The following is a 25,620-nucleotide window of genomic DNA, read 5'->3' as shown; positions in this document are numbered from 1 at the left end:
CCAATGACGCTTCTGACCCGACGCCATCGCGAGCAGGCTCGCGCCCACAGAGGGAGAATCAGAAATGACAAACCCGGCACTCGGCCGGGTTTGGGAGTATTTCAAGGATGCCTACTTGGCAGCCGCCATGGTCAATGCATGCTGGGCACTGCGCTTGTTCTTGATCACATAGCACACCCACATGAACACCAGCCACACCGGAATCGCATACACCGAGACCTGGATGCCAGGAATCATCAGCATCACGCCCAGGATGAACACCACGAACGCCAGGCAGATGTAATTGCCGTAGGGGTACCACAGCGCCTTGAACAACGGCACCTGGCGCGTCTGGTTCATGTGCTGGCGGAATTTCAAATGCGAGTAGCTGATCATCGCCCAGTTGATCACCAGAGTCGCGACCACCAGCGACATCAGCAGCTCCAGCGCATGTTGCGGGATCAGATAGTTCAGCAATACCGCCACCAGCGTCACTGCTGCCGAGGCGAGGATCGAACGCACCGGCACGCCACGCTTGTCGATCCGGGCCAGGGCCTTGGGTGCATCGCCCTGCTCGGCCATGCCCAGCAGCATGCGGCTGTTGCAATAGGTACCGCTGTTGTACACCGACAGCGCGGCGGTCAGCACCACGAAGTTGAGGATGTGCGCCGCCGTGTTGCTCCCCAGCATCGAGAACACCTGCACGAACGGGCTGCCGCTGTAGGCATCGCCGGAGGCATTGAGCGTGGCCAGCAGGCTATCCCAAGGGGTCAGGGACAACAGCACCATCAGGGCACCGATGTAGAAAATCAGGATCCGGTAGATCACCTGGTTGATGGCCTTGGGAATCACGGTTTTCGGCTTGTCGGCCTCGGCGGCGGTGAAGCCGAGCATTTCCAGGCCACCAAAGGAGAACATGATGATCGCCATCGCCATCACCAGGCCGCTCACGCCGTTAGGGAAGAACCCACCGTGGGACCACAGGTTGCTCAGCGAAGCTTGCGGGCCGCCGTGACCACTGACCAGCAGGTAGCTGCCCAAGGCAATCATGCCGACAATCGCCACGACCTTGATGATCGCGAACCAGAACTCGGCTTCACCGAAGACTTTGACGTTGGCCAGGTTGATGGCATTGATCAGGATGAAAAACGCCGCCGCCGAGGCCCAGCTCGGGATGTCCGGTGCCCAGTAATGGATGTACTTGCCCACCGCCGTCAGCTCGGACATGCCCACCAGGATATACAGAATCCAGCAATTCCAACCCGACAGGAACCCGGCGAAACCGCCCCAGTACTTGTGGGCAAAATGGCTGAAAGAACCGGCCACCGGCTCTTCGACGATCATTTCGCCCAACTGGCGCATGATCATGAAGGCGATGAAACCGCAGATGGCGTAGCCCAGGATCATCGATGGGCCGGCTGATTTCAGCACCCCCGCCGAACCCAGGAACAACCCGGTACCAATCGCGCCGCCGAGGGCGATCAATTGAATATGTCGATTTTTCAGGCCGCGTTTCAGCTCGCCTGTATTTACAACGGTCATGCGTCACCTGTTTGTTTTTATCTGTGACGAAATCGAACCCGACACGCTTGTGACGTGGCGGAATGAGCAAGGCGGATAACCTTGAAGATGCGTGGGTACGCGAAGGGTCACAGTAAAACGCGGCGCATTGTACACCGCCGACCCTTCGCTGCCAGACACCCTGACAAGGCATGAGGCGCATCTGACCCTCCTCATGGATTGGAAACAAGCCGGCCAACACCCTCTGACACGACGCGTGGAAGGCCGGCTGGAAGGTTTTTCTTACATTCACATGAAGGAGAATTTCTAACCGGGCGCCTGCCTCCTTTTCGTCAGCTTTTCTTTACGATGCGTAACGAATTTTTTCCATGTCGGAATTTTCTGTAAGCCGTCTACAAATTGACGGTAGGAAGCTTCCTAATCAAAAAAACCTGCAGGTCGCTGTTTTTAATAAGCAAAAAAAACCGCGAAAAATAGAACAAAAAGTTCATCTCAAAAAAATAAAATTATTTTTTGCATTACAAAAAACCGTCGGCTAGGTTTTAGCGACTTGCCCAGGCATCGTGCCGGCAAGCCTTTGCGGGGCTTTATGCGGTCAGCTTTCACTCACCGGATTGCCCGCAACTTTCCGTAAAAGTCATCTAGGAGATTCACTATGCAAGCACTGGACAAAGACTTGGAAACCGAACTGCAACTGGACGAATGGTTTGAAGCGCCAACCCATGAAGCCGCCGTTGAAATGATGCAAGCCGACGCCGTCGTTCCGTTCGGCACGGCGATGTGGCCTCTGTAAGCGCAACCCGGCGGAGTTGATCCGGCCGGTCGGCTCCGCCACCTCTAGCAGGTTGTCCGGGACGCTAATCCATCAGGGAAGAAAACAAGTATGGACACACAACGAGCCATCTCACATTTCCTTTACTACCTCGAACACCACCCCGCCCTGGTCGGCATCCAGCCCGCCAAGGTATTGCTCGGCCATACCGCTGGCTACGAAGCACTGACCGGCGCCATCGCCGAACAGGCCGGCAGCGGCTCACCCTTCCGGTTCAGCGCCATGCGCCTGGACCTTGAACCCACCGAACGCTTGTCCAAGGCGATTGCCGACAGCGATCTGTACATTTTCTTCTACGACTCTTCCACCCTGCCCAACCCACGCCCTGACGGCCCGGACTTTGTCCGCGCCCTGCAAGGCGTGATGGCGGACAACTGGAAGAAATCGCTGTTGTTCAAGGACTACGGCGAATATTTCTACGACACCTTCAGCGTCATCCCGCAACGTATCGCCGGGCTCAACAGTCATCTCATCCAGCGCATGTCCCAGGCAAGCACGCTGAGCTTCCAGGACGAGCATGGCTCGTACTTCGATACCGCACTGGACAGCGTCAAGAAGTGGACCGACATCAACGGCCTCGGCAACTACGACCTGGCCCCCGGTGAAATCGCCACCCACAGCGACACCATCAATGGCCGGGTGAGTTTCGTTGGCACATTCCTGAGCACCATCCCGTTCGCACGTAAATATGGTGTGCTGCAGTCGCCGCTGGAGCTGTGGATCGAAGACTCCACCATCCAGAAAATCGCTACCGAGGTGCCAGGCCTGGAACACGACTTCAACCGCTACCTGGACGCCAACCCGTCCAACCGGCGCATCGAGGAGCTGGGGATTGGCACCAACGAAGGGGTCAAGAGCCTGTACGCCCGCAACGCCGGGTTCGAGGAGCGGCATTGCGGCCTGCACCTGGGATTGGGTGGCGGCGCCAAGGGCAGTCATCACCTGGATCTGATTTTCGAGAGCGGTGTGCTGGCGCTGGATGATGAGCCGATGTTTGATGGGCGGTTTGTGCTTTAGTTTTCTGAAGGACTGATGGTGGGGCTACTGGCCCCTTCGCGAGCAGGCTCGCTCCCACAGTTGATCTTCGCCACTGTCCCTTGTGGGAGCGAGCCTGCTCGCGATGACGGTCTCAGCGACACCCCATCACTAAAGCCAGACCAAAAAAAACGCCAACCCTACGGTTGGCGTTTTTTCATGTCGCTTGCAGCGAGAAACTCAAAGCGGCCTCACTCCGGCTTGCGACGCCCGAACCCCGGACGCTGCCCCGAGCCCGCCGGCGCGCCACGACGCTTGCCCGACGGCGCATCACGATCCACCAAGGCGATGGCCGGGCGCTTCTTCGAGGTCGGCTTGGCCGGGCGCTTGACGTCGGCCGGGCGCTCAGCCACCGGTGTACCGCGACCTTCGCCACGCTCAGTCCGGCCGTTGGCCGGACGTGGCGTGCGTGGGCCGCGTTCGCCATCCTGACGAGGCGCAGGCTTGCGGGCCGGACGTTCGCCTTCGATCTGCGGCTCGCGGGGAGCTCGTGGACCAGGCGCTGCGCCTTCAGCCGCCGGACGCAAGGTCCGCACGCGCTCGGTCTTGCCCATCGGGCGGGAGGATTTGCGCTGCATCCGCTCCAGCTTGTCCTTGCTCTTGGCGGTCATCTGCGGCATTGCCACAGGCGTGAGGCCGACCTCGGCCGACAGGATGTCGACTTCCTTCTGACTCATTTCGCGCCAGCGGCCCATCGGCAGGTCGGAGTTGAGGAACACCGGGCCGAAACGCACGCGCTTCAGACGGCTGACCACCAGCCCCTGGGATTCCCACAGACGACGCACTTCACGGTTGCGGCCTTCCATCACCACGCAGTGGTACCAGTGGTTGAAACCTTCACCACCCGGCGCCTGCTTGATGTCGGTGAAACGCGCCGGGCCGTCTTCCAGCACCACGCCGGCCTTCAGGCGCTCGATCATTTCGTCGTCGACTTCGCCCCGTACCCGCACGGCGTACTCGCGGTCCATCTCGTAGGACGGGTGCATCAGGCGGTTGGCCAGCTCACCGTCGGTGGTGAACATCAGCAGACCGGTGGTGTTGATGTCCAGGCGACCGATGTTGATCCAGCGACCTTCTTTCGGACGCGGCATCTTGTCGAACACGGTCGGACGGCCTTCCGGGTCGTCGCGGGTGCAGATCTCGCCGTCGGGTTTGTTGTACATGATCACGCGGCGCACCGTTTCGGCAGCCTCTTCGCGCTTGATCACCTTGCCATCGATGGTGATGGCGTCGTGCATGTCGACGCGCAGGCCCAAGGTGGCATCTTTGCCGTTGACCTTGATCCGGCCCTGGGTGATCCAGGCTTCCACGTCGCGGCGCGAGCCGACGCCGATACGGGCGAGGACTTTCTGCAGTTTCTCGCCTGCGGGGCCGATTTCGTGGCTGTCGTTCTGGTCTTGGTCTTTCATGCTGGGCACCTCCCGGTGTGGTCTTGAAAAGGGTCGTTTGGCGCAAGGTTCGCCAAAGGGTCGCGAATCATACGCCCGTTGAGGCGTTTGCGCATCAGAGACTAGTTGATCGATGGGCTTTCAGTGGGTTTTCCGCCGATCGGTGATCTACTGTCCCTGCATTCCCCTGTGGGAGCGAGCCTGCTCGCGATGACGGCAGCATGCCCAACATTGATGCAAGATTAACGACCGCTATCGCGAGCAGGCTCGCTCCCACAGGGGGGGCGGTGTCAGTTGGATCAATCCTCAAACTGGCGACGTTCGTTTTCGATCGCTTCAGCCAGCGCCCGGGCTTCGGCTTCCTCGTCGCTCAACTCAGGCTCGGGTACGTGCGGCTCAAGGGCAGCAACAGCAGCCAACAGTTTTTCCCGGGCTTCGGCAACTCCGAGAATGTCCTCTTCGGGTTCAGGCTCGGCTGCGGGTTCAACTTCATGGTCAGGCGTTTCGCCCCCGGGTTCCGGACCGTCACGCAGCAAGTCGTCGAAATCGGTCTTGAGCCCCTCCTCCATGGTGTCCAGTTCCAGCAGCAACGAATGGAAACTGGTTTCTTCCTTCGGCTCCTCCGGCTCGGCACTGGCATCGGCCAGGTCCTGCAACCCCTGAGGTACCGGGGCGTCGTCGAATTCGAGCATCGGCTCGGGCTCCAACTCCCGCAGTTCGGCCAGCGGCGGCAGGTCATCGAGGTTTTTCAGGTTGAAATGATCGAGGAAGGCCTTGGTGGTGGCGAACATCGCCGGTTTACCTGGCACGTCGCGGTAACCGACGACCCGGATCCACTCGCGCTCCAGCAACGTCTTGACGATGTGGCTGTTCACCGCCACACCCCGCACGTCCTCGATCTCGCCACGGGTGATCGGTTGGCGGTAGGCGATCAAGGCCATGGTTTCGAGCATCGCGCGGGAATAGCGCTGGGGCCGCTCTTCCCACAGACGCCCGACCCAGGGCGCGAATTTCTCGCGGATCTGCAAGCGATAACCGGAAGCCACTTCCTTGAGTTCGAAAGCCCGCCCCTCGCAGGACTTGCCCAGCAGGGTCAGGGCTTTCTTGAACACGGCCGGCTCCGGCCGCTCGCCTTCTTCGAAAAGCTCGAACAGACGCTCCATCGATTGCGGCTTTCCCGAGGCCAACAGAAAAGCTTCAAGCAAGGGGGCCAGCTCGCGGGGTTCAGTCAGATTCATTGATTTGCTCGTTATTCGGCTCGTGCCCGCACGTGAATCGCTGCGAACGGCTCATTCTGCACCAGCTCGACCAAGGACTCCTTGACCAGCTCCAGGATCGCCATAAACGTCACCACAACCCCCAACCGCCCTTCTTCGGCGGTGAACAGCTCGACGAATGGCACAAAACCGCCACCCTTGAGCCGTTCCAGCACATCGCTCATGCGCTCGCGGGTGGACAGCGCTTCGCGGCTGACCTGGTGACTTTCGAACATGTCACCCCGACGCAGGACTTCCGCCATGGACATCAGTAACTCTTCCAGGCTCACGTCCGGCAGCAACTTACGTGCCCGCGCCTCGGGGGCGTCGAGCTTGGGCACCACCACGTCGCGCCCGACCCGGCTCAAGCCGTCGATGCCTTCGGCGGCGCCTTTGAAGCGCTCGTACTCCTGCAGGCGGCGGATCAGTTCGGCACGGGGATCGTCCTCTTCCGCCTCGACCTCGGCCGAACGCGGCAACAGCATCCGTGACTTGATCTCGGCCAGCATGGCCGCCATCACCAGGTATTCGGCCGCCAGCTCAAGGCGCACCGACTGCATCAACTCGACATAGCCCATGTACTGGCGAGTGATTTCCGCCACGGGAATGTCGAGGATGTTGATGTTCTGCTTGCGGATCAGGTACAGCAACAGGTCGAGCGGGCCCTCGAAAGCTTCGAGGAACACTTCCAGGGCGTCCGGCGGAATGTACAGGTCCAGGGGCATTTCGGTGACCGCCTGGCCATAGACCATGGCGAACGGCAGCTCCTGCTGGGCGCCGGCCTGACTGTCTACCACGGTTTCCACGACGGACATTCAGGCCTCGACCAGGAACGGTGCCGGATCGCCACAACCGACGCGTACCACCTGCGGTTCGCCGTCGGCCAGGTTGATCACGGTGGACGCCTTCATGCCGCCGTAACCGCCGTCAATGATCAGGTCGACCTGATGTTCGAGCAACTGGCGCATTTCATAGGGATCGGTCAGGGGATCGGTTTCACCGGGCATGATCAGCGTCACACTCATCAGTGGCTCACCCAGTTCCGCCAACAGCGCCAGGGCAATCGGATGGCTCGGCACCCGCAGGCCGATGGTGCGTTTCTTCGGGTGCAACAACAGTCGTGGCACTTCGCGGGTGGCGTTGAGAATAAAGGTGTAGGGGCCCGGCAAATGGGCCTTGAGCAGCCGGAAGGTGCCGGTATCGATCTTGGCGAACAGGCCCAACTGCGACAGGTCGCTGCAGATCAGCGCAAAGTTGTGCTTGTCGTCCAGCTGACGCAGGCGCCTGACCCGTTCCACGGCATTCTTGTCACCGATCTGGCAGCCGATGGCGTAGGAGGAATCGGTGGGGTAGACCACCACGCCACCACCACGAATGATTTCCACCGCCTGTTTGATCAGGCGCGCTTGCGGGTTTTCCGGATGAATCTGGAAAAATTGACTCACGTGTTCTACCTGTTCAGACGGCGTCGGTAACAAGATCATGTTTGAATCTACACCAAAGCGGTGGCAGATCTTCGGGCAACGGGCGGTACTCGCCGATCTCGGACCAGCCTCCTGGGCCATGAAAATCACTGCCGGCGGTGACCAGCAGGCCAAACTCCCGGGCCAGAATCGCCAGGCTGCCGACCTGTTCGGCCGGCTGATGGCCATTGACCACCTCCATGGCGTGGCCCCCTGCTTGAATATAGTCGGCTATCAGGCGGCGACGTTTGCTGCGGGTGAAATCATAGTGCCAGGGATGCGCCAGGCTGACCCACGCCCCGGCGGCCCGCAGAGTCTCAACCGTCTGCTCCAGCGTAGGCCAATGCTGCTTGACGTCGCCCAGCTTGCCGGCCCCCAGCCATTTGCGAAACGCGTCGGCGCGGTCCTTGACGAAACCTTCGCGCACCATCCAGTCGGCGAAGTGCGGTCGGGCCGGCGCATTGCCGCTGTCCCCCAGTTCCTGCTGGATCTGCCGGGCGCCCTCCAACGCACCGGGCATACCCTTGAGGGCCAGCTTGCGACTGATCTCCTCGGCGCGCAGCCAGCGACCGTCGCGCAACTGGGCGATGGCCTGGACCAGCGGCGGCGCATCGACATCGAAACCGTAGCCCAGCACATGGATGGTCGCCCCGCCCCAAGTGCAGGACAACTCGACGCCGTTGACCAGTTGCATGCCCAATGCCGTCGCCGCGTTGCGGGCCTCGTCGAGGCCTTCGAGGGTGTCGTGATCGGTCAGGGCCAGGACTCGCACGCCGTGCTCGAACGCCCGCGCCACCACAATTGCAGGCGCCAGGGCGCCATCGGAGGCCGTGCTATGGCAGTGCAAATCAACATTCACGGGGGTTTGTTACCTCAAATCAGCTGGCCCTATCGCGGCCTGGGATGTTTGTTATTATGCCGTCACATCCTGCTTCTGGCTGCCATTGTGAAACAATTCATCGACTTCATCCCGCTTCTGCTGTTTTTCATCACCTTTAAACTTGACCCACGCACCGTCGACATTGCCGGTCAGACCCTGACGGTAGGCGGTATCTACAGCGCCACCGCGGTGCTCATCATCAGCTCCCTGGTGGTCTACGGCGCGTTGTTCATCTCCCAGCGCAAGCTGGAAAAAAGCCAGTGGCTGACCCTGATCGCCTGCCTTGTCTTCGGCAGCCTGACCCTGGCCTTCCACAGCGACACCTTCCTCAAATGGAAAGCGCCGGTGGTCAACTGGCTGTTCGCCCTGGCCTTCATCGGCAGTCATTTCATCGGCGACAGCCTGCTGATCAAGCGCATCATGGGTCATGCCGTCAGCCTGCCGGACGTGATCTGGACCCGTCTGAACATCGCCTGGATCGCCTTTTTCCTGTTCTGCGGCGGTGCCAACCTGTTCGTCGCGTTCACGTTCCAGGACTACTGGGTCGACTTCAAGGTCTTCGGCAGCCTGGGCATGACGCTGCTGTTCCTGATTGGCCAGGGCATCTACCTGTCCCGTCACCTGCACGATGCCGACACCCCCACGCAAAAAACCGAGGACTGACATGCTCTACGCAATCATTGCCACCGACGTCGCCAACTCCCTGGAAAAACGCCTGGCCGCCCGCCCCGAACACCTGGCGCGCCTGCAGCAGCTCAAGGCCGAAGGTCGTATCGTATTGGCCGGCCCGCACCCGGCGGTGGACAGCAATGACCCAGGCGCCGCAGGGTTCAGCGGCAGCCTGATCGTCGCCGAGTTCGACTCCCTGGCCGCCGCACAAGCCTGGGCCGAGGCCGATCCATTCGTGACCGCCGGCGTCTACGCCAATGTCGTGGTCAAGCCGTTCAAGCAAGTCCTGCCGTAAAAATGCTCGAATGCGATGAGTCTGCGCGGCTCATTGCATTCAATTGCTCATTGTTCTCGTTTGCCTGCCGACAACCTGTCTAATCTGTCTAGTCTCGATGGGAATTCAGGAGTGGCAATGCGCAAAGGTCCGTTGTGCCTGTTATGGGTCATGTTGTCGATCGGGGCCCCCGCCCATGGCGAAGAAAGCACCGAGGGCAGTCATTCGACCCCCTTGTCCCTGAGCGCGGGCGGCCAGATCACCGAGCTGCAGCAACGCTTGAAAGACAGCGAACGCCTGCGCGAAGAGCTGACCCAACAATTGCAGAACGCCAACGGCGAACGCGAAACCGCGCTGGTGAGCCGGTTGCGCCAGGAGAACCAGCGCCTGAAGCTGCAACTCAAGGAAGCCCAGTCCAGCACGCTGCCGCGCCTGTTGACCGATCAACAGCAATGGTTCGTCATTGGTGCCGGGGTAGCGCTATTGGCCCTACTCTGCGGTATCTTTGCCAGCGGTGGACGTAGACAGCGTCGGCAATGGCTAAATTGAGTGATTCATGAGCGAGCTGTTACTGATTGATGATGACCAGGAGCTGTGTGAGCTCCTCGGCAGTTGGCTGGGTCAGGAAGGCTTCCAGGTCCGGGCCTGCCACGATGGCCAGAGCGCCCGCAAGGCCCTGGCCGAAACCGCTCCGGCCGCGGTGGTGCTGGATGTGATGCTGCCCGACGGCAGTGGCCTGGAATTGCTCAAGCAACTGCGCACAGACCATCCGGAACTGCCGGTGGTGATGCTGTCGGCCCGCGGCGAACCGCTGGACCGCATCCTCGGCCTGGAACTGGGCGCTGACGATTACCTGGCCAAACCCTGCGACCCACGGGAACTGACCGCCCGCCTGCGCGCCGTGCTGCGTCGCAGTCATCCAACGGCGGTGTCCAGCCAGATCGAACTGGGCGACCTGACCTTCAGCCCGGTACGTGGCGTGGTCAGCATCGATGAGCAGGAGCAGACCCTCACCGTGTCCGAGAGCCGCCTGCTCGAAGCGTTGCTCAAGCAGCCGGGCGAGCCGCTGGACAAGCAGGAACTGGCGCAGATCGCCCTGGGCCGCAAGCTGACCCTGTACGACCGCAGCCTCGACATGCACGTGAGCAACCTGCGCAAGAAAATCGGCCCCCATCCCGACGGCCGCCCGCGCATCGTGGCGCTGCGCAGCCGGGGTTATTACTACAGCCTCTAACCACCCTGCCGACTTGTGGCGAGGGAGCTTGCTCCCGCTGGGCTACGCAGTAGCCCCAAAAAACCTCACACCGTGGTCCATCAGGCCAAACACTGTCATTGCATTGGGAGGGCTTCGCCTCCAACGGGAGCAAGCTCCCTCGCCACAGGTTTATGTCGCCTGTTTTGTCAGCACCACACCAAACCCTCTTTACCCAAGCTTTACCCACCCCTGACCGCCGCTGACCTTGATCTCCGTAATCTGCACACATCCGGAACTGACCGGGAACGAGACAAGGAGATACACCATGCGCAAGACCCTTATCGCTCTGATGTTCGCTGCCGCCCTGCCGACCGTGGCCATGGCGATGCCGGAAGGCGCTGGCCCGATGGGGCCGATGGATGGCCCGCGTCACGGCGGCCAGATGCACGACAGAGGCCCGTACAGCCAACTGGACCTGACCCACGAACAGCGCCAGCAGATCCGCCGGATCATGGGCGAACAGCGTCATGAACGTCAGGAGCTGGTAGAGAAGTACCTGGCGAAACTGTCGCCGGCCGACCAGAAGGCCATGCAGGATGAAATGAAGGCGCGGCACGAGAAAGTCGATGCCCAGATCCGTGGGCTGTTGAAACCTGAGCAGCAAAAAGAGTTCGACGCGATCCAGAAGAAACAGGCCGAGCGTCGCGCCGAGTGGGCCGAATTCAAGGCCTGGAAGGCGCAACAGCCGCAAAAAGCGCAATAATGCATTGACGTTCCCCTGCCCAGCGGCTCCGCGCCGCTGGGCTTTTCCTGTTTCGAGGATTTACCGTGCGTTCATTGTTCTGGCGCATCCTGGCCAGTTTCTGGCTGGCCATCACGCTGGTTGCAGGGCTTTCGATTCTACTGGGCCATGTACTGAACCAGGACGCCTGGATTCTGAGTCGCCATCCAGGGCTCAACACCCTGGCCGAAGAGTGGACACAAACCTACGAAAGCCAGGGCGAAGATGCCGCGCAGGAAATTCTGCAACAGCGCAAACGCCAGTATCACATTGACGTCCAGGTGCTCAACGAAAGCGGCGACCCGGTGGTGCGTGGAACCTTTCCACGGCGTGCCGCAGCCTTCGAGGCACGGCAGAACAACGACGACCGACGCCTGCCCTGGCGGCGCCTGACCGACGAGTTCACCAGCGCCAAGACCGGCGACACCTACCTGTTCATCTACCGCATCCCCCATCCCGAGCTGGACGCCTGGCACCGCGACAGCCTGCTCTGGCCCCTCAGTGCCCTGGGGATCGCCCTGGTGGTGCTGACCTTGTTCAGTCTGCTGGTGACCTTCTCCATCACTCGCCCGTTGAACCGACTGCGCGGCGCCGTGCATGACCTGGGACAAACCACCTACCAACAGAACAGTCTCGCCAAACTGGCCAACCGCCGCGACGAATTCGGGGTACTGGCGACAGACTTCAACCGCATGGGCGCGCGCTTGCAAAGCCTGATTGGCAGCCAGCGACAGTTGCTGCGGGACGTGTCCCATGAACTGCGCTCGCCCCTGGCCCGGCTGCGTATCGCCCTGGCGTTGGCGGAGCGGGCCGGCCCCCAGGAGCGCGAAGCGCTATGGCCACGCCTGACCCGCGAATGCGATCGCCTGGAAGCGTTGATCAGTGAAATCCTGGTGCTGGCCCGGGTCGATGCCGACAATGCCGGTGCCGAAGAGATCGATCTCAACGGCCTGCTGGTCGCTCTGCAAAAAGATGCACAACTGGCGTCCCCGGAACAAAGCGTGCAATTGAACGCCGAGCCGAACCTGACCCTCAAGGGCTGGCCGACCATGATCGAGCGAGCGGTGGACAACCTGCTGCGCAACGCCCAGCGCTTCAGCCCCGCCGGGCAACCCATCGAGATACGCGCGGTGCGCCAGGGTGAACGGATCCTGGTGAGCGTGCGTGACCATGGGCCGGGAGTGGAAGCCGAACACCTGGGCCAACTGGGCGAGCCGTTCTATCGCGCTCCCGGCCAGACCGCCGCCGGTCATGGCCTGGGCCTGGCGATCGCGCGCCGTGCAGCCGAACGCCATGGTGGTGCGCTGGTACTGGCCAACCACCCCGAGGGTGGGTTCATCGCGAGCCTGGAGCTGCCGTTGGTGCCGGGGGCGGTTGTCCAGCCATAAGACATTGCAAATAGCCCCGTGGCGAAGGCGCTTGCTCCCGCTAGATTGTCAAGCAGGAGCAAGCTCCCTCGCCACACTTGATCAGCCAAGCCTGGTATGAGGCGACGCATCCGCCTCGTTGCTTCAATGCCAAGACTGTCATATCGCTTTGATCAGCCACCCCGTTGCATAGTCGTGATCCTGGGAGAGTGAATCAGTCTCTCCCGTTAGAGGATTAATGGAATACTCTCGTCTGTCGCCAGGGGCTGAGTTTGACGTCCATGAGCGAACACTACCCAAACCTGGATCGCCGTCATGGGTAGTTCGAATGGCCCCCCATGTCTGCAGGTCAGGAATCACCCCCCCATTGTTCACCGCAGCCCCCCAACAATTCCAATAGGTGTGCCATTTGTAGACATCACCCATGCCCATAAGCATCCAGACACCGGAGGTAGTGACTGGATAGGCAACACTTCCACCGATTTGATCACGAATGGTTATCGTGGCGGCCCCCGAGAACCTTGATACAACTCGCGGATGTTCCGATGAAAAAATCTCAGCCACATCTGGGTCGCTGGAAGTATAGATATAGGGGGGCACACCTCCGGACGGTATCCGCTCCACATATGCCCCCACTGGTGGGCGCACTGGAAATTTAGCGGTTCTATAAATTCTCGTACTGAGAACGGCGTGGCTGGTATCGATCGTCATGGCCTGCACCACGGTCAATCTCCAAGGCGGCGACACTGGATTGCTCCGGTAGATCGCCCGGGCGGTGAGGCTATGACCTCCCGTGACGAGCCCGCTCAGGGTGCCATTCCACAAACCATTGCCACCGACCTCCAAGGTGCTTTTGTATTCATCGTTGTCGAAAATTTCCACCTTCGTGTTGGGCGTCGCTTCGCCGGTCAGTTTTATGCTGGTCGCCAGGGTGTAGCCACCATCGGAGATGGGGGCGTCGCTGGAATCCTTGACCGAGGTGATGAGGGGTGTTTCCAGCACCACGGACTTGATCGAGTAAGTGCGCAGGGGAAAGGCGATGGCCTTGACGACTTCAGGCGACTTGTCGAAGGTCACTTCCAGCATCAGGGTCAGGTCCGAGCGATCGCGCAAAAGTTGCAGTTGGCCTCGGGGAACCGGCTTGGACAGTCCAGTCCTCACCTCCTCCGTAGTCACGCCTGTGGCGGCTTGCAAGGTGATCGTATGCTTCGTACCGTCGCTCTTGATGCCCTCGCAGCGTAGCCAGACCTTCTGGTCGAGAGCCATGAGCGGCCATGGAGCAACCTTCAGATTCGCGTCACCGGCGAAACTGGCCAGATCAAGCTCGGGGCCTGCGCCAGCATTGGCCGCTTCGAGGATCAGCGGTGTCGGCAGATCGCCCTGGGCGATGTCGCGCACGTTGAGCAGCAACGGTTCGGAGGGCGTGGCGCTGGCTCGCTTATTCCGCACAACGGTATAGGTCACTGTCACCTGCTTGCCGAGATTGAAGGCCAGGACCTCGACGGGGATCGGAACCTCCTTGTCACCAACGACGCCAACGTCCTCAGTCGGGGTGGTGTAGGAACCGGCGCCGGCCGTCCCCGCCCAAGTCACGCTCAGTCCGTCGCTTCCCAGCATGCCGTCATATTGCCTGACCACCACGGTCAGCGCGTCTTTTGCATCCACTGGGTCGAGGCTGTTGCCGTTCGCCTCCTTGACGCTGGGCGGACGAAGATCCAGCCCGCCCTCGCCAATAACGGTGGCCCTGGCAGTTTTCGAGGTGCCGACCAGTGCCGTGTTTCTGAGCAATCGGTAGGACGCCTGTACCGTACTGCCCGCAATCACCTTGTCGTTGGGAATCATCAAGACACAAGCTTGTTTTTGCCCGAGCCCATCGGTTTCAACCGTGCCTGTCGCAGAGGCGACAACATCCGGCTGGCCAGCAACCTTCGCGACATAGGTCGCCTCCACCGTGTCCCCTGGCATGAAACGGGAGTCACCGGTCAAGACAATCAACAGCAACGGGTTGGCACCCAGCTTGTCGAGATCGATGGTGCTTGGGTCGTCGCCGGCATCACTGGCAATTTCCCGCGGGATCGGCTGCGGCAGTCGGGTACCGGCCTGGTCGACATCCACTACCTGCACGGCCGACCACGGGGCGTCGGGGTCCGGGGAGTTGTTGAGCTGGTCGTTGACGGTGAAGGAAAACTTGAATTCGGGATCGTCGCTCAGGTCTGCACTGGTGACGTCGAAACACACCGTGGTCGGGGTCGACGAGCCATGGGCCGGTGGCGCGGGGGCTTCGCTGACGCTGACGGTGTGATACACGTCATGACCGTTGCAATTGAGCCGGATGCGGTCATAAGCCCGGCAATACGGATAAGCCACGCACACCGTCGCCCGGGTAAAACCGGGCCCCACGCCGTTCTTGATTTCGTCCGGCAGCAGCAACACGAGCTCGGAATGCGCATTGTCGCCGGGCGTCGCATCCTCGATGCCGGGGCGGATACTGTTGTACAGAATTTCCAGCGGAGGCTCTGAGCTCCCTAAGTTATTACTGCCGCGAGTCACCGTGTAAGTCAGCCGATTGACAATGCCTACCAACAATTTGGCGTGCGGGATGTACAACGTGACCATGTCATCGACGCCTTGAGTCTGATCGCTATCCAGGGCCAGTTCGCCGTTCAAGTTGATAGAGACCGTATCGCCTCCCTGCTGTCCCTGATAAGGATCGACCTCTACTGCGCACCCCATGGGCTCCAGGTCATAAACATGCTTGGGTACGCCATAATGAGCGCCTGTTACGGGGGTGGTGGCGCGGGGCAGCCTGGGCGGGCTCAGGACCAGTATGGTTTGATCGGCAGTGGTCGATGAGTCGCTCATGATGCACCCCTCTTCATTGGAAAGTGATGGACTCCAGGTCACTATCACATCTCGGGAGCGCGGGCTTGGCTACTGTCAGAACCTACAGGTGGGGACGAGTGGTCAGGTCGGGGCTGGCTGGACGCTAGAACCAGGCCGAGTAAAACACCGCCTATGTCGCCCGGATTACCCTAAACCAAACGATAATTCCTCTTATTCAAAGTTCCCCATCCTGTTAGACTTTGCGCCCTCGTTTCACTCGTCTTCCGGGATGCTCGATGCCGTCGTTGCCCCTTCTATGCACGCTGTTCATGACACTGGCCACGGCCATGGGCCTGACTGCCTGCGACGATGCGCCGCGCTTTACCCAGGCCGAGCCCGGTGAAGCGCGGTCCGGCGGCGCCGCGACGGTACGCAAGGCCGACCAGAACGCATTCTCCCTGCCCTCGGCCAACCTGCCGCCCTCGCGACGCGTGGACTTCAGCGTCGGCAACAGTTTTTTCCGCAGCCCCTGGGTGATCGCCCCGTCGACCACCACCGCACGGGACGGCCTCGGGCCGCTGTTCAATACCAATGCCTGCCAGAATTGCCACATCAAGGACGGTCGCGGCCATCCGCCGACGCCGGACGCGACCAACGCGGTGTCGATGCTGGTGCGCCTGTCGATCCCTGATGCGCCGTCCTACGCCAAGCTCATCGAGCACCTGGGCGTGGTGCCGGAGCCGGTCTATGGCGGGCAACTGCAGGATATGTCCGTACCCGGCGTCGCCCCGGAAGGCAAGGTGCGGGTTGACTATGCACCTGTCCCGGTGCGCTTCAAGGACGGCACGGTGGTGGAACTGCGCAAGCCGAGCCTGCAGATCAGCCAGTTGGGCTACGGCCCGATGCACCCCGACACGCGTTTTTCCGCCCGCGTCGCGCCACCGATGATCGGTTTGGGACTGCTGGAGGCCATCCCCGACGAAGCCATCCTGGCGAACGCCGAAGCCCAGGCGCGGGAGAAGAACGGCATCGCCGGCCGCCCGAACCAGGTCTGGGACGATGTCCAGCAGAAAACCGTCATGGGACGTTTCGGTTGGAAGGCCGGACAGCCCAACCTCAACCAGCAGAACGTCCACGCGTTCTCCGGCGACATGGGCCTGACCACAAGCCTGCGGCCGTTCGACGATTGCACTGAAGCCCAGGTCGATTGCAAGCGTGCGCCCAACGGCAACGGCCCGGACGGCGAACCGGAGGTGAGCGACAACATCCTGCGGCTGGTGCTGTTCTATAGCCGCAACCTGGCCGTACCGGCGCGCCGGGAGGTGAATTCACCCCAGGTACTGGCCGGCAAGAATCTGTTTTTCCAGGCCGGTTGCCAATCGTGCCACACCCCCAGATACACCACCTCCGCCAACGCCGCCGAGCCGGAGTTGGCGAACCAGGTCATCCGTCCTTACACCGACCTGTTGTTGCACGACATGGGCGAAGGCCTGGCCGACAACCGCAGCGAGTTCAAGGCCGGCGGCCGTGACTGGCGGACCCCGCCGCTGTGGGGTATCGGCCTGACGGAGACCGTCAGCGGCCACACCCAGTTCCTGCATGACGGGCGCGCCCGCAACCTGCTCGAAGCCGTGCTGTGGCATGGCGGCGAAGCGCAAGCGGCGCAGCGCCAGGTTTTAGCATTCAATGCCGAGCAACGCGCCGCGTTGCTGGCTTTCCTGAATTCCCTTTAAACAATTTTCCGAAACGGGAGTCCGACATGTTCCGTCCCAAGTTGTTGTTCACCAGCCTGGCCGCCATCGCCCTCGGAGCCTGCTCGCCGCAGGACCCGCAAGCCGTCACGTCGGCCGCCATCGCCAAGCAAGTGATCCTGCCGACCTACAGCCGTTGGGTCGATGCCGACCGGCAACTGGCAAGCAGCGCCCTGGCGTTCTGCCAAGGCAAGGAAAACCTGGACACTGCCCGTGCCGACTTCCTCAAGGCACAAAAGGCCTGGGCCGAGTTGCAACCGCTGCTGATCGGTCCGCTGGCCGAAGGCAACCGCGCCTGGCAGGTACAGTTCTGGCCGGACAAGAAAAACCTGGTGGGCCGTCAGGTCGAGCAACTGGTCGAAAGCCAGCCGCAGATCGACGCCGCCGGCCTGGCCAAATCCAGCGTCGTGGTCCAAGGTCTTTCGGCCTATGAATACCTGCTCTTCGACGCCAAGATCGACATGGCCGACAGCGCGCAGAAAGCCAAGTATTGCCCACTGCTGATGGCCATCGGTGAACGCCAGAAACAACTGGCCGAAGAGATCCTGTCACGCTGGAACACCAACGACGGCATGCTCGCCCAGATGAGCAAATTCCCGAACCAGCGCTATGCCGATTCCCACGAAGCGATCGCCGATCTGCTGCGGGTCCAGGTCACCGCCATCGACACATTGAAGAAGAAACTCGGCACCCCGATGGGCCGTCAGACCAAGGGCGTGCCGCAACCTTTCCAGGCCGATGCCTGGCGCAGCCAGTCGTCCCTGCAAGGCCTGGAAGCCAGCCTCAAGGCGGCCAGGACGGTCTGGGTCGGCGTGGATAACAAGGGCCTGCGCGGTCTGCTGCCGAGTGACCAGAAACCCTTGGCAGACAAGATCGACGCCGCCTATGACGCCTCGTTGAAGCTGTTCGCCAGCACCCAGCGTTCGCTGACCGAAATGCTCAACGACGACGCCGGGCGTCAGCAACTCAACGATTTGTACGACAGCCTCAACGTCGTCCATCGCCTGCATGAAGGCGAACTGGCCAAGGCGCTGGGCATCCAACTGGGCTTCAATGCCAACGACGGTGACTGATCATGTTTCGACGTCAGGCCCTGGCACTGGGCAGCTTGCTGCTCGGCGCCGTTACCCTGGGTGGCTGGACGCTGTTCAAGCAAAAGGACACCCCTGCACTGCTGCTTTCGGCACGGGACGATAGCGACGGCAAGCACTACGCCGTGGGTTATCGACTGGACGGCACACGAGTATTCGCCACCCAGGTCGACCAGCGTTGCCATGACATCGTCAATCATCCATCGCAGCCGGTGGCGCTGTTCGTTGCCCGTCGCCCGGGCACCGAAAGCTACCTGATCGACCTGCGCGACGGTACGTTGCTGCAGACCATCACGTCCTTGCCGAACCGGCATTTCTACGGCCACGCGGTGATCCATCGCAGCGGCGAATGGTTGTACGCCACCGAGAATGACACCTCTGATCCGGGACGCGGCCTGTTGGGTGTGTATCATTTCGAAGGCGAGCGGCTGGTGCACAGCGGCGAAATCCCCACCCATGGCATCGGCCCGCACCAGGTGTCGTGGATGCCCGACGGCGAAACCCTGGTGGTGGCCAACGGCGGTATCCGCACCGAAGCCGAAAGCCGGGTCGAGATGAACCTCGACGCCATGGAACCCAGCCTGGTCCTCATGCGGCGCGACGGCACGCTGTTGAGCAAGGAAACCCTCCCTCAATCGATGAACAGCGTGCGCCACCTGGGCATCGCCAGTGACGGCACCATCGTTTCCGGCCAGCAGTTCATGGGGGATGCCCACGAGTCCTCGGAGCTGGTGGCGATCAAACGTCCGGGCCAGCCCTTCAAGGCGTTTCCGGTGTCCGAACAGCAATTGCAAGCCATGGGGCATTACACCGCCAGCGTCGCCGTGCACAGCGACCTGCGCCTGGTCGCGCTGACGGCCCCTCGTGGCAATCGCTTTTTCATCTGGGACCTGGACAGCGGTGAAGTCCGCCTGGATGCCCCTCTGCCGGATTGCGCCGGGGTGGGTGCGGTGGCGGATGGTTTCGTCGTGACCTCGGGTCAGGGGCGTTGCCGCTATTACGATTGCCGACAGGCTCAACTGGTGGCAAAACCGTTGGACCTGCCGGCGGGGCTCTGGGACAACCATTTGCATCTGGCCTGATCGAACGGGGGCGACACTATCGATGCAGCCCCTGTATTTCAGGAATATTCCTACGCGACACAGGCCTTCCGGGATCTGGAATCCCCAGCACACTCAGAGTAATGTGCCGGCCTGAATGTCTTTTCTAACGCCTGTCCAAGGAAGTGGAACATGCTACGACGCCGCATGCTGATCATGTTGGGTGTTGTCCTGTTGGTGGTGCTGTTGCTGGGCGGCTATAAGGGCTTCTCCATCTACCAGCAGATCCAGTCGTTTTCTGTGCCGAAACCGCCAATCGGTGTTGCCGTGGCCAGCGCCACCGATCAGCCCTGGCAGAGTCGACTGCCGACCGTCGGCAGCCTCAAGGCGTTGCAAGGCGTGGACCTGAGCCTGGAGATTGCCGGGACCGTGCAGAAGGTGCTGTTCCAGTCCGGACAGAAGGTCAAGGCCGGCCAGCCGCTCCTGCAACTGGACAGCGAAGTCGAAAATGCCCTGCTGGAAACCGCCGAGGCCGACCTGGGCCTGTCACAACTGGACTTCGGCCGCGGCCGGCAACTGGTGGGCAGCCAGGCGATCTCCAAGGGCGAGTTCGACCGACTTTCGGCGCAGTTGAAAAAGAACCAGGCCACGGTCAACCAGCTCAAGGCGTCGCTGGACAAGAAACGCATCGTCGCGCCGTTCAGCGGCACCATCGGCATTCGCCAAGTGGATGTCGGTGATTACCTCGCCAGCGGCACGGTCATCGCCACCCTGCAGGACCTCAGCAGCCTCTACGTGGACTTCTACGTCCCCGAGCAAACGGTGCCGAGGCTGGCGGTTGCCCAACCGGTCAACGTCGGCGTCTCGGCCTACCCCGGCCAGACGTTCGTCGGCGCCATCAGTGCCATCAACCCCAAGGTCGAGGACAGCACCCGCAATGTGCTGGTACGCGCCACCCTGGCCAACCCCGACGGCAAGCTGTTGCCCGGCATGTTCGCCAACCTGCAGGTAATCCTGCCGGAGGTGGCGGCCGGAATCGTCGTGCCGGAGAGCGCCGTGACCTACACCCTCTACGGCAACTCCATGTACGTGGTCACACAGAAGAAAACCGCCGACGGCAATGTCGAGAAGGACGACAAGGGCCAGCCGGTCCTGATTGTCGAACGGCGCTTCGTCGAGACCGGCGAACGCCGTGACGGGCTGGTGCTGGTTACCAAGGGCGTGCAGAGCGGCGAACAGGTCGTGATCGCCGGCCAGATCAAACTGGATAACGGTACCCACATCGCCATCAGCGACGACAAGACCCTGACCGAACAGAACAGCCCGCGACCCGCGGACTGATCAAGGAATCCCCATGGCTTTTACCGATCCGTTCATCCGCCGTCCGGTGCTCGCCACCGTGGTCAGCCTGTTGATCGTGCTGTTGGGCTTCCAGGCCTGGAGCAAGCTGCCCCTGCGCCAATATCCACAGATGGAAAACGCCCTGATCACAGTGACCACCGCTTACCCCGGGGCCAACGCCGAAACCATCCAGGGCTACATCACCCAGCCGATGCAACAGAGCCTGGCCAGCGCCGAGGGCATCGACTACATGACGTCGGTCAGCCGCCAGAATTTCTCGGTGATATCGGTCCACGCCCGCATCGGCTCCAACAGCGACCGGCTCTTCACCGAACTGCTGGCCAAGGCCAACGAGGTCAAGAACCAACTGCCCCAGGATGCCGAGGACCCGGTGCTCAGCCGGGAAGCCGCCGATGCCTCGGCTCTGATGTACATCAGCTTTTTCAGCAAGGAACTGAACAACCCGCAGATCACCGACTACCTGTCACGGGTGATCCAGCCCAAGCTGGCGACCCTCCCGGGCATGGCGGAGGCGGAAATCCTTGGCAACCAGGTCTTCGCCATGCGCCTGTGGCTCGACCCCGCCAAGCTCGCCGGTTTCGGCCTGACCGCCGCCGATGTGACCAACGCCGTGCGCCAATACAACTTCCTCTCGGCGGCGGGCGAGGTGAAGGGCGAATACGTGGTCACCAGCATCAATGCCAACACCGAACTCAAATCCGCCGAGGCCTTTGCCGCGATACCGCTCAAAACCGACGGTGACAGCCGCGTGCTGCTGCGGGATGTGGCCCGGGTGGAGATGGGCGCCGAAAACTACGACACCATCAGTTCCTTCGGTGGAACGCCCTCGGTGTATATCGGGATCAAGGCTACGCCCGGGGCGAACCCGCTGGACGTGATCAAGGAAGTGCGCAAGATCATGCCGGAAATGGAGGCCCAGTTACCGACGAACCTCAAGGCCGAGATTGCCTACGATGCGACCCTGTTCATCCAGGCATCCATCGATGAGGTGGTGAAGACCCTGTTCGAGGCGGTGCTGATCGTCATCGTCGTGGTGTTCCTGTTTCTCGGCGCCCTGCGTTCGGTACTCATCCCGGTGGTGACCATCCCGCTGTCGATGATCGGCGTGATGTTCTTCATGCAGTTGATGGGCTACTCGATGAACCTGCTGACATTGCTCGCCATGGTGCTGGCTATCGGCCTGGTGGTGGACGACGCCATCGTCGTCGTGGAGAACATCCACCGGCACATCGAGGAAGGCAAGAGTCCATTCGATGCAGCGCTGGAAGGCGCTCGGGAAATCGCCATGCCGGTGGTCTCGATGACCATCACGCTGGCGGCGGTGTATGCGCCAATCGGCCTGCTCGAAGGCCTGACAGGAGCACTGTTCAAGGAGTTTGCCCTGACCCTCGCCGGGGCCGTGGTGATTTCCGGGATCGTCGCCCTGACCCTGTCGCCCATGATGTGCGCCATGCTGCTGCGCCACGACGAGAATCCTTCGGGGCTGGCCCATCGGCTGGACATGGTCTTCGAGCGCTTGAAGAACCGGTACCAGCGCATGCTTCACGGCACGCTCAATACCCGGCCGGTGGTGCTGGTGTTCGCCGTGATCGTCCTGCTGCTGATTCCGGTACTGATCATGTTCACCAAGTCCGAACTGGCCCCCGACGAAGACCAGGGCATCATTTTCATGATGGCTACGGCGCCGCAGCCGACCAACCTCGACTACCTGAACACCTACACGGGCCACTTCCTCGAAATCTTCAAGGAGTTCCCGGAGTACTACTCTTCGTTCCAGATCAACGGCTACAACGGCGTGCAATCCGGTATCGGCGGTTTCCTGCTCAAGCCCTGGAACGAACGCAGCCGCACCCAGATGGAAATCCTGCCTGATGTCCAGGCCAAGCTGGAAAGCATCCCGGGTCTGCAGATCTTCGGTTTCAACCTCCCTTCCCTGCCCGGCACCGGTGAAGGCCTGCCCTTTGACTTCGTCATCAACTCCCCGAAGGAATACGCGACGCTTCTGGAAGTGGCCGAGCGAATCAAGAAACGCGCGGTGGAATCCGGAAAGTTCGCGTTCATGGACATTGACCTGGCCTTCGACAAGCCCGAAGTCGTCGTCGACATCGATCGTGACAAGGCAGCCCAGATGGGCGTCTCGATGCAGGACCTGGGCGGAACCCTCGCCACCTTGCTGGGGGAGTCGGAGATCAACCGCTTCACCCTCGAAGGACGCAGCTACAAGGTCATTGCCCAGGTCGAACGGCCATTCCGGGACAATCCTGCCTGGTTGAACACTTACTACGTGAAAAATGCCAAGGGTGAATCGCTACCGCTATCGACGCTGATCAAGGTCAGCGACCGGGCTCGCCCGCGGCAACTCAATCAGTTCCAGCAACTCAATGCGGTGAGGATTTCCGGCTTCCCCATCGTGAGCATGGGCGAGGCCATCCAGACCGTGCGCCAGATCGCCCATGAAGAAGCACCGGTGGGGTTTGCCTTCGATTATGCAGGAGCCTCGCGCCAGTTCGTCCAGGAAGGCAGTGCCTTGTGGGCCACTTTTGCCCTGGCGCTGGCGATCATCTTCCTGGTGCTGGCTGCACAGTTCGAAAGCTTCCGTGACCCTCTGGTGATCCTGGTGACGGTACCGCTGTCCATTTGTGGCGCACTGATCCCGCTGTTCCTCGGCTGGTCGAGCATGAACATATACACCCAGGTGGGATTGGTGACGTTGATCGGCCTGATCAGCAAGCACGGGATTCTGATCGTTGAGTTTGCCAACCAGTTGCGCAGGGAACAGGGCCTGACGCCACGGGAAGCCGTCGAGCAGGCCGCGTCTATTCGTTTACGGCCAGTGCTGATGACCACCGCCGCCATGGTGTTTGGCATGGTGCCGCTGATCCTCGCCACTGGCGCCGGAGCGGTGAGCCGCTTCGACATCGGCACGGTCATCGCCACCGGCATGTCGATTGGCACCCTGTTCACGCTGTTCGTATTGCCTTGCATCTACACGCTGCTGGCCAAGCCGGATAAAGCCTGACTCCTATTGAAGGGGATCCCTGTGGCGAGGGGATTTATCTGTGGCGAAGGAGCTTGCTCCCGCTGGGTGGCGGAGCCGCCCCAAACCCATCCCGATCCACCTGACATCAAGTTGCAGAGCTTCAGGGTTGCTCTGCAACCCAGCGGGAGCAAGCTCCCTCGCCACAGACGTTTCAACCACTTCCCAACGCACAAAAATAAAGGCCTCGCAGATGCGAGGCCTTTATTTGGGCTTCGTGACTCTCAACTCTGCGGCCTCACGCCCTGAGAAAGACTGAACATGAACAGCAACAGGTCATTATCCGGTCGGACGACCTCGCTGGCCTTGGCCACCCGAGGTAAAGGGCAGTGAGCATCAGAGTTGGAGGCACTGAGTATCTGAGAACGGGGCTGTTCCCATACAGCCACCGCCATTGATGCAACTGCCAGGGCTCCAACTAAAAACACACCTCTAGCAATTTCCAGTTTCATCGTTATAAGCCTTTGATAGCGCTGCCAAACGCCGTCTCATAAAAGTAGACGAGTTTCTTCCAGTCAGAATCGCTGAACGACGAATGGCGTCGCAGCTGCTTCATGTCATGGGATGCAGCCCGTCGGGCGGTCAGGCGCCGGCGACACTTCTCTAGATCCAGTAGCGCCACTTCGGGCTTGGCCGCCTCGCCCTCCCCGGTCACACGCACAAAAACATGCTTGATGTAGATGCAGCTGTGTTGCCATCGCCCTTTGTGCATGCGGGCCAGGTTTTCGGCCAGCTCCTGAAGGATCTGGTCATGCACCGCTTCGCCATGACGCTCGCGGCCACCGCCGGCATACCAGTGTTCGATCTCCTCGAACCCCTCAAGCGCACGAGTCACCAACAACGCCCGCCACTTATGGTCCGGGTCCGGTTGGGCCGCACAGAAAACCAGCTCGGGTACCCGGACGTTGAGTCGAGGCAACGCCAGGAGCGCGTCCTGTTCACGCAGCACGGTCGGACGCCCGAACGGATGCAGCCAACTGCGATAAATGTGTCCAGTCTGGCGCTTGGCATAAAGCAGTTCGCCATCCTTGCTGATGATCCGTTGTACGCCACTTTCGCCGCCACGACGCACATTGGGCTCTTCTACCCACTCACCTTGCATGCTCCAGAAATGCTCGAAGCTGTTGTGGGAAATCTCCTGGGTTTTTGCTACCTGCGCAACCATGCTGTTACCTCTTGCGTAATACATAAACTCGCCACATGGCATAGAGCGGTAGGAAGTCCAGTTGTTCCTGGATACGAAACCCTGCCTGCCGAAACTCCTCCTCTACTGTAGCGACCGGTAACACAAATCGATTCTGGTAGTCTTTCTGCCCACGGTTACGCTCCTGACGCTTGCGTTTCCAAGCCTTGAAATTGCCATCGACCCACAATGAAATAATCACGCTGTCGCGGCTGACACGCGCGAATTCCTTCAGAATGGCCAGTCGATGCGCGGGTTCACCGATGTGATGAAGCAGGCGCATGCAAAAAATGCTGTCGACGGCGTTATCAGGCAAGGCAATGTCGAATGCAGAAGTGTGCAAGGGTTGTACCCGTTTTACGACATCGGCGGGTTGAGACTCCATTGCAGTCTTGATCATCGCCTCGGAATTGTCCGCGCCGATGATAACGCGATTCGGTTTTTCGGCCAGCAAGGACCAGAAGCGCCCGGCACCGCAAGGCAGATCCAATACCAGCCCCGGGTCACCGGCAAGTGCCAATGCACGCTTGGCCAGTTGTTGATCTCGCTGATTGGAGAGACGGCGACTCAAGCCGCTTCGATGCTTATGAAAGTATTTCTGAGCATGCTGCTCGTCGTACTTTTCGGAAAAATCGAGCTTGATAGGTTTAGACATAAGAGGACCTCCTTTTCAGACAGGCCCAACCTTATGAA

The 25,620-nt window shown here is 60.9% G+C and carries 23 protein-coding genes; 13 read left to right on the top strand and 10 right to left on the bottom strand.

Annotated elements, in window-relative coordinates; genetic code table 11:
- Positions 1-111 precede the first annotated feature (111 nt).
- Positions 112-1,521 (bottom strand): amino acid permease, encoded by a 1,410-nt coding sequence (locus tag CGA22_RS19565; protein ID WP_041020762.1) that lies wholly within the window; start codon positions 1,519-1,521, stop codon positions 112-114.
- A gap of 634 nt (positions 1,522-2,155) precedes the next feature.
- Here CGA22_RS19565 and CGA22_RS19560 point away from each other — a divergent pair.
- Together CGA22_RS19560 and CGA22_RS19555 are read left to right on the top strand one after the other, a co-directional pair.
- Positions 2,156-2,293: a hypothetical protein gene (locus CGA22_RS19560; protein ID WP_003178782.1), complete on the top strand. Its 138-nt coding sequence runs from the start codon at positions 2,156-2,158 to the stop codon at positions 2,291-2,293.
- 90 nt (positions 2,294-2,383) lie between these two features.
- Positions 2,384-3,349, top strand: a complete 966-nt coding sequence (locus tag CGA22_RS19555) for a leucyl aminopeptidase (aminopeptidase T) (protein WP_041020763.1) — start codon at positions 2,384-2,386, stop codon at positions 3,347-3,349.
- A 209-nt stretch (positions 3,350-3,558) separates the two neighbouring features.
- On the opposite strand, the gene rluB is transcribed toward CGA22_RS19555, so the two are convergent.
- The 5 genes from rluB to CGA22_RS19530 all read right to left on the bottom strand — a co-directional run bounded on the left by rluB (position 3,559) and on the right by CGA22_RS19530 (position 8,333).
- Positions 3,559-4,776: a 23S rRNA pseudouridine(2605) synthase RluB gene (gene rluB / locus CGA22_RS19550; protein WP_041020764.1), complete on the bottom strand. Its 1,218-nt coding sequence runs from the start codon at positions 4,774-4,776 to the stop codon at positions 3,559-3,561.
- Between the two features lie 278 nt (positions 4,777-5,054).
- A complete protein-coding gene (scpB, locus tag CGA22_RS19545) occupies positions 5,055-5,993 on the bottom strand; it encodes an SMC-Scp complex subunit ScpB (RefSeq protein ID WP_041020765.1) in 939 nt (312 codons plus the stop codon).
- Between the two features lie 11 nt (positions 5,994-6,004).
- Positions 6,005-6,703 carry a segregation and condensation protein A gene (locus CGA22_RS19540; protein ID WP_173668659.1) on the bottom strand — a complete coding sequence of 233 codons (699 nt, stop codon included), beginning with the start codon at positions 6,701-6,703 and terminating at the stop codon, positions 6,005-6,007.
- Between the two features lie 123 nt (positions 6,704-6,826).
- Complete coding sequence (locus CGA22_RS19535) at positions 6,827-7,456, bottom strand: L-threonylcarbamoyladenylate synthase (protein ID WP_024779546.1); 630 nt, start codon at positions 7,454-7,456, stop codon at positions 6,827-6,829.
- A gap of 13 nt (positions 7,457-7,469) precedes the next feature.
- The gene (locus tag CGA22_RS19530; RefSeq protein WP_041020767.1) at positions 7,470-8,333 is read right to left on the bottom strand and encodes a PHP domain-containing protein; all 864 of its coding nucleotides are present in this window, start codon (positions 8,331-8,333) and stop codon (positions 7,470-7,472) included.
- Positions 8,334-8,420: 87 nt separating this feature from the next.
- Between CGA22_RS19530 and CGA22_RS19525 the strand changes: the two genes are divergently transcribed.
- The 6 genes from CGA22_RS19525 to CGA22_RS19500 all read left to right on the top strand — a co-directional run bounded on the left by CGA22_RS19525 (position 8,421) and on the right by CGA22_RS19500 (position 12,661).
- On the top strand, positions 8,421-9,017 hold the full coding sequence (locus CGA22_RS19525) for a septation protein A (protein WP_041020768.1): 597 nt from the start codon (positions 8,421-8,423) through the stop codon (positions 9,015-9,017).
- A gap of 1 nt (position 9,018) precedes the next feature.
- On the top strand, positions 9,019-9,318 hold the full coding sequence (locus CGA22_RS19520; RefSeq protein WP_041020769.1) for a YciI family protein: 300 nt from the start codon (positions 9,019-9,021) through the stop codon (positions 9,316-9,318).
- A 117-nt stretch (positions 9,319-9,435) separates the two neighbouring features.
- The gene (locus CGA22_RS19515) at positions 9,436-9,846 is read left to right on the top strand and encodes a translation initiation factor 2 (RefSeq protein WP_041020770.1); all 411 of its coding nucleotides are present in this window, start codon (positions 9,436-9,438) and stop codon (positions 9,844-9,846) included.
- Positions 9,847-9,853: 7 nt separating this feature from the next.
- Positions 9,854-10,531, top strand: a complete 678-nt coding sequence (locus CGA22_RS19510) for a response regulator transcription factor (protein ID WP_024779541.1) — start codon at positions 9,854-9,856, stop codon at positions 10,529-10,531.
- A 286-nt stretch (positions 10,532-10,817) separates the two neighbouring features.
- Positions 10,818-11,255 carry a Spy/CpxP family protein refolding chaperone gene (locus CGA22_RS19505; protein WP_041020771.1) on the top strand — a complete coding sequence of 146 codons (438 nt, stop codon included), beginning with the start codon at positions 10,818-10,820 and terminating at the stop codon, positions 11,253-11,255.
- A gap of 65 nt (positions 11,256-11,320) precedes the next feature.
- A complete protein-coding gene (locus CGA22_RS19500) occupies positions 11,321-12,661 on the top strand; it encodes a sensor histidine kinase (RefSeq protein ID WP_041020772.1) in 1,341 nt (446 codons plus the stop codon).
- 138 nt (positions 12,662-12,799) lie between these two features.
- Here CGA22_RS19500 and CGA22_RS19495 read toward each other — a convergent pair whose 3' ends face one another.
- Complete coding sequence (locus tag CGA22_RS19495; protein WP_052435077.1) at positions 12,800-15,502, bottom strand: hypothetical protein; 2,703 nt, start codon at positions 15,500-15,502, stop codon at positions 12,800-12,802.
- A 257-nt stretch (positions 15,503-15,759) separates the two neighbouring features.
- On the opposite strand from CGA22_RS19495, the gene CGA22_RS19490 reads away from it, so the two are divergent.
- The 5 genes from CGA22_RS19490 (at position 15,760) to CGA22_RS19470 (ending at position 23,726) form a co-directional block, all read left to right on the top strand.
- Positions 15,760-17,196, top strand: coding sequence for a di-heme oxidoredictase family protein (locus tag CGA22_RS19490; RefSeq protein WP_041020773.1), 1,437 nt, complete (start codon positions 15,760-15,762; stop codon positions 17,194-17,196).
- A gap of 26 nt (positions 17,197-17,222) precedes the next feature.
- The gene (locus CGA22_RS19485) at positions 17,223-18,287 is read left to right on the top strand and encodes an imelysin family protein (RefSeq protein WP_041020774.1); all 1,065 of its coding nucleotides are present in this window, start codon (positions 17,223-17,225) and stop codon (positions 18,285-18,287) included.
- Positions 18,288-18,289: 2 nt separating this feature from the next.
- Positions 18,290-19,387: a DUF1513 domain-containing protein gene (locus CGA22_RS19480; protein ID WP_041020775.1), complete on the top strand. Its 1,098-nt coding sequence runs from the start codon at positions 18,290-18,292 to the stop codon at positions 19,385-19,387.
- Between the two features lie 150 nt (positions 19,388-19,537).
- A complete protein-coding gene (locus tag CGA22_RS19475) occupies positions 19,538-20,686 on the top strand; it encodes an efflux RND transporter periplasmic adaptor subunit (RefSeq protein ID WP_041020776.1) in 1,149 nt (382 codons plus the stop codon).
- A gap of 13 nt (positions 20,687-20,699) precedes the next feature.
- Complete coding sequence (locus CGA22_RS19470; protein ID WP_041020777.1) at positions 20,700-23,726, top strand: multidrug efflux RND transporter permease subunit; 3,027 nt, start codon at positions 20,700-20,702, stop codon at positions 23,724-23,726.
- Between the two features lie 242 nt (positions 23,727-23,968).
- Here the strand turns inward: CGA22_RS19470 and CGA22_RS27175 are convergent, their stop codons facing one another.
- Genes CGA22_RS27175 through CGA22_RS19460 form a run of 3 tightly spaced genes read right to left on the bottom strand, consistent with a single transcriptional unit; the run spans position 23,969 to position 25,582 of the window.
- Complete coding sequence (locus tag CGA22_RS27175; protein WP_041020778.1) at positions 23,969-24,196, bottom strand: hypothetical protein; 228 nt, start codon at positions 24,194-24,196, stop codon at positions 23,969-23,971.
- 2 nt (positions 24,197-24,198) lie between these two features.
- Complete coding sequence (locus CGA22_RS19465) at positions 24,199-24,909, bottom strand: lipopolysaccharide kinase InaA family protein (RefSeq protein WP_041020779.1); 711 nt, start codon at positions 24,907-24,909, stop codon at positions 24,199-24,201.
- Between the two features lie 4 nt (positions 24,910-24,913).
- Positions 24,914-25,582: a class I SAM-dependent methyltransferase gene (locus CGA22_RS19460; protein ID WP_188258681.1), complete on the bottom strand. Its 669-nt coding sequence runs from the start codon at positions 25,580-25,582 to the stop codon at positions 24,914-24,916.
- Positions 25,583-25,620 lie beyond the last annotated feature (38 nt).

This window comes from Pseudomonas sp. PSB18 (assembly GCF_014596565.1).
Lineage (GTDB): Bacteria > Pseudomonadota > Gammaproteobacteria > Pseudomonadales > Pseudomonadaceae > Aquipseudomonas.
The sequence above is the reverse complement of the archived record's forward strand: the minus strand, read 5'-3'. Positions and strand labels throughout refer to the sequence as shown.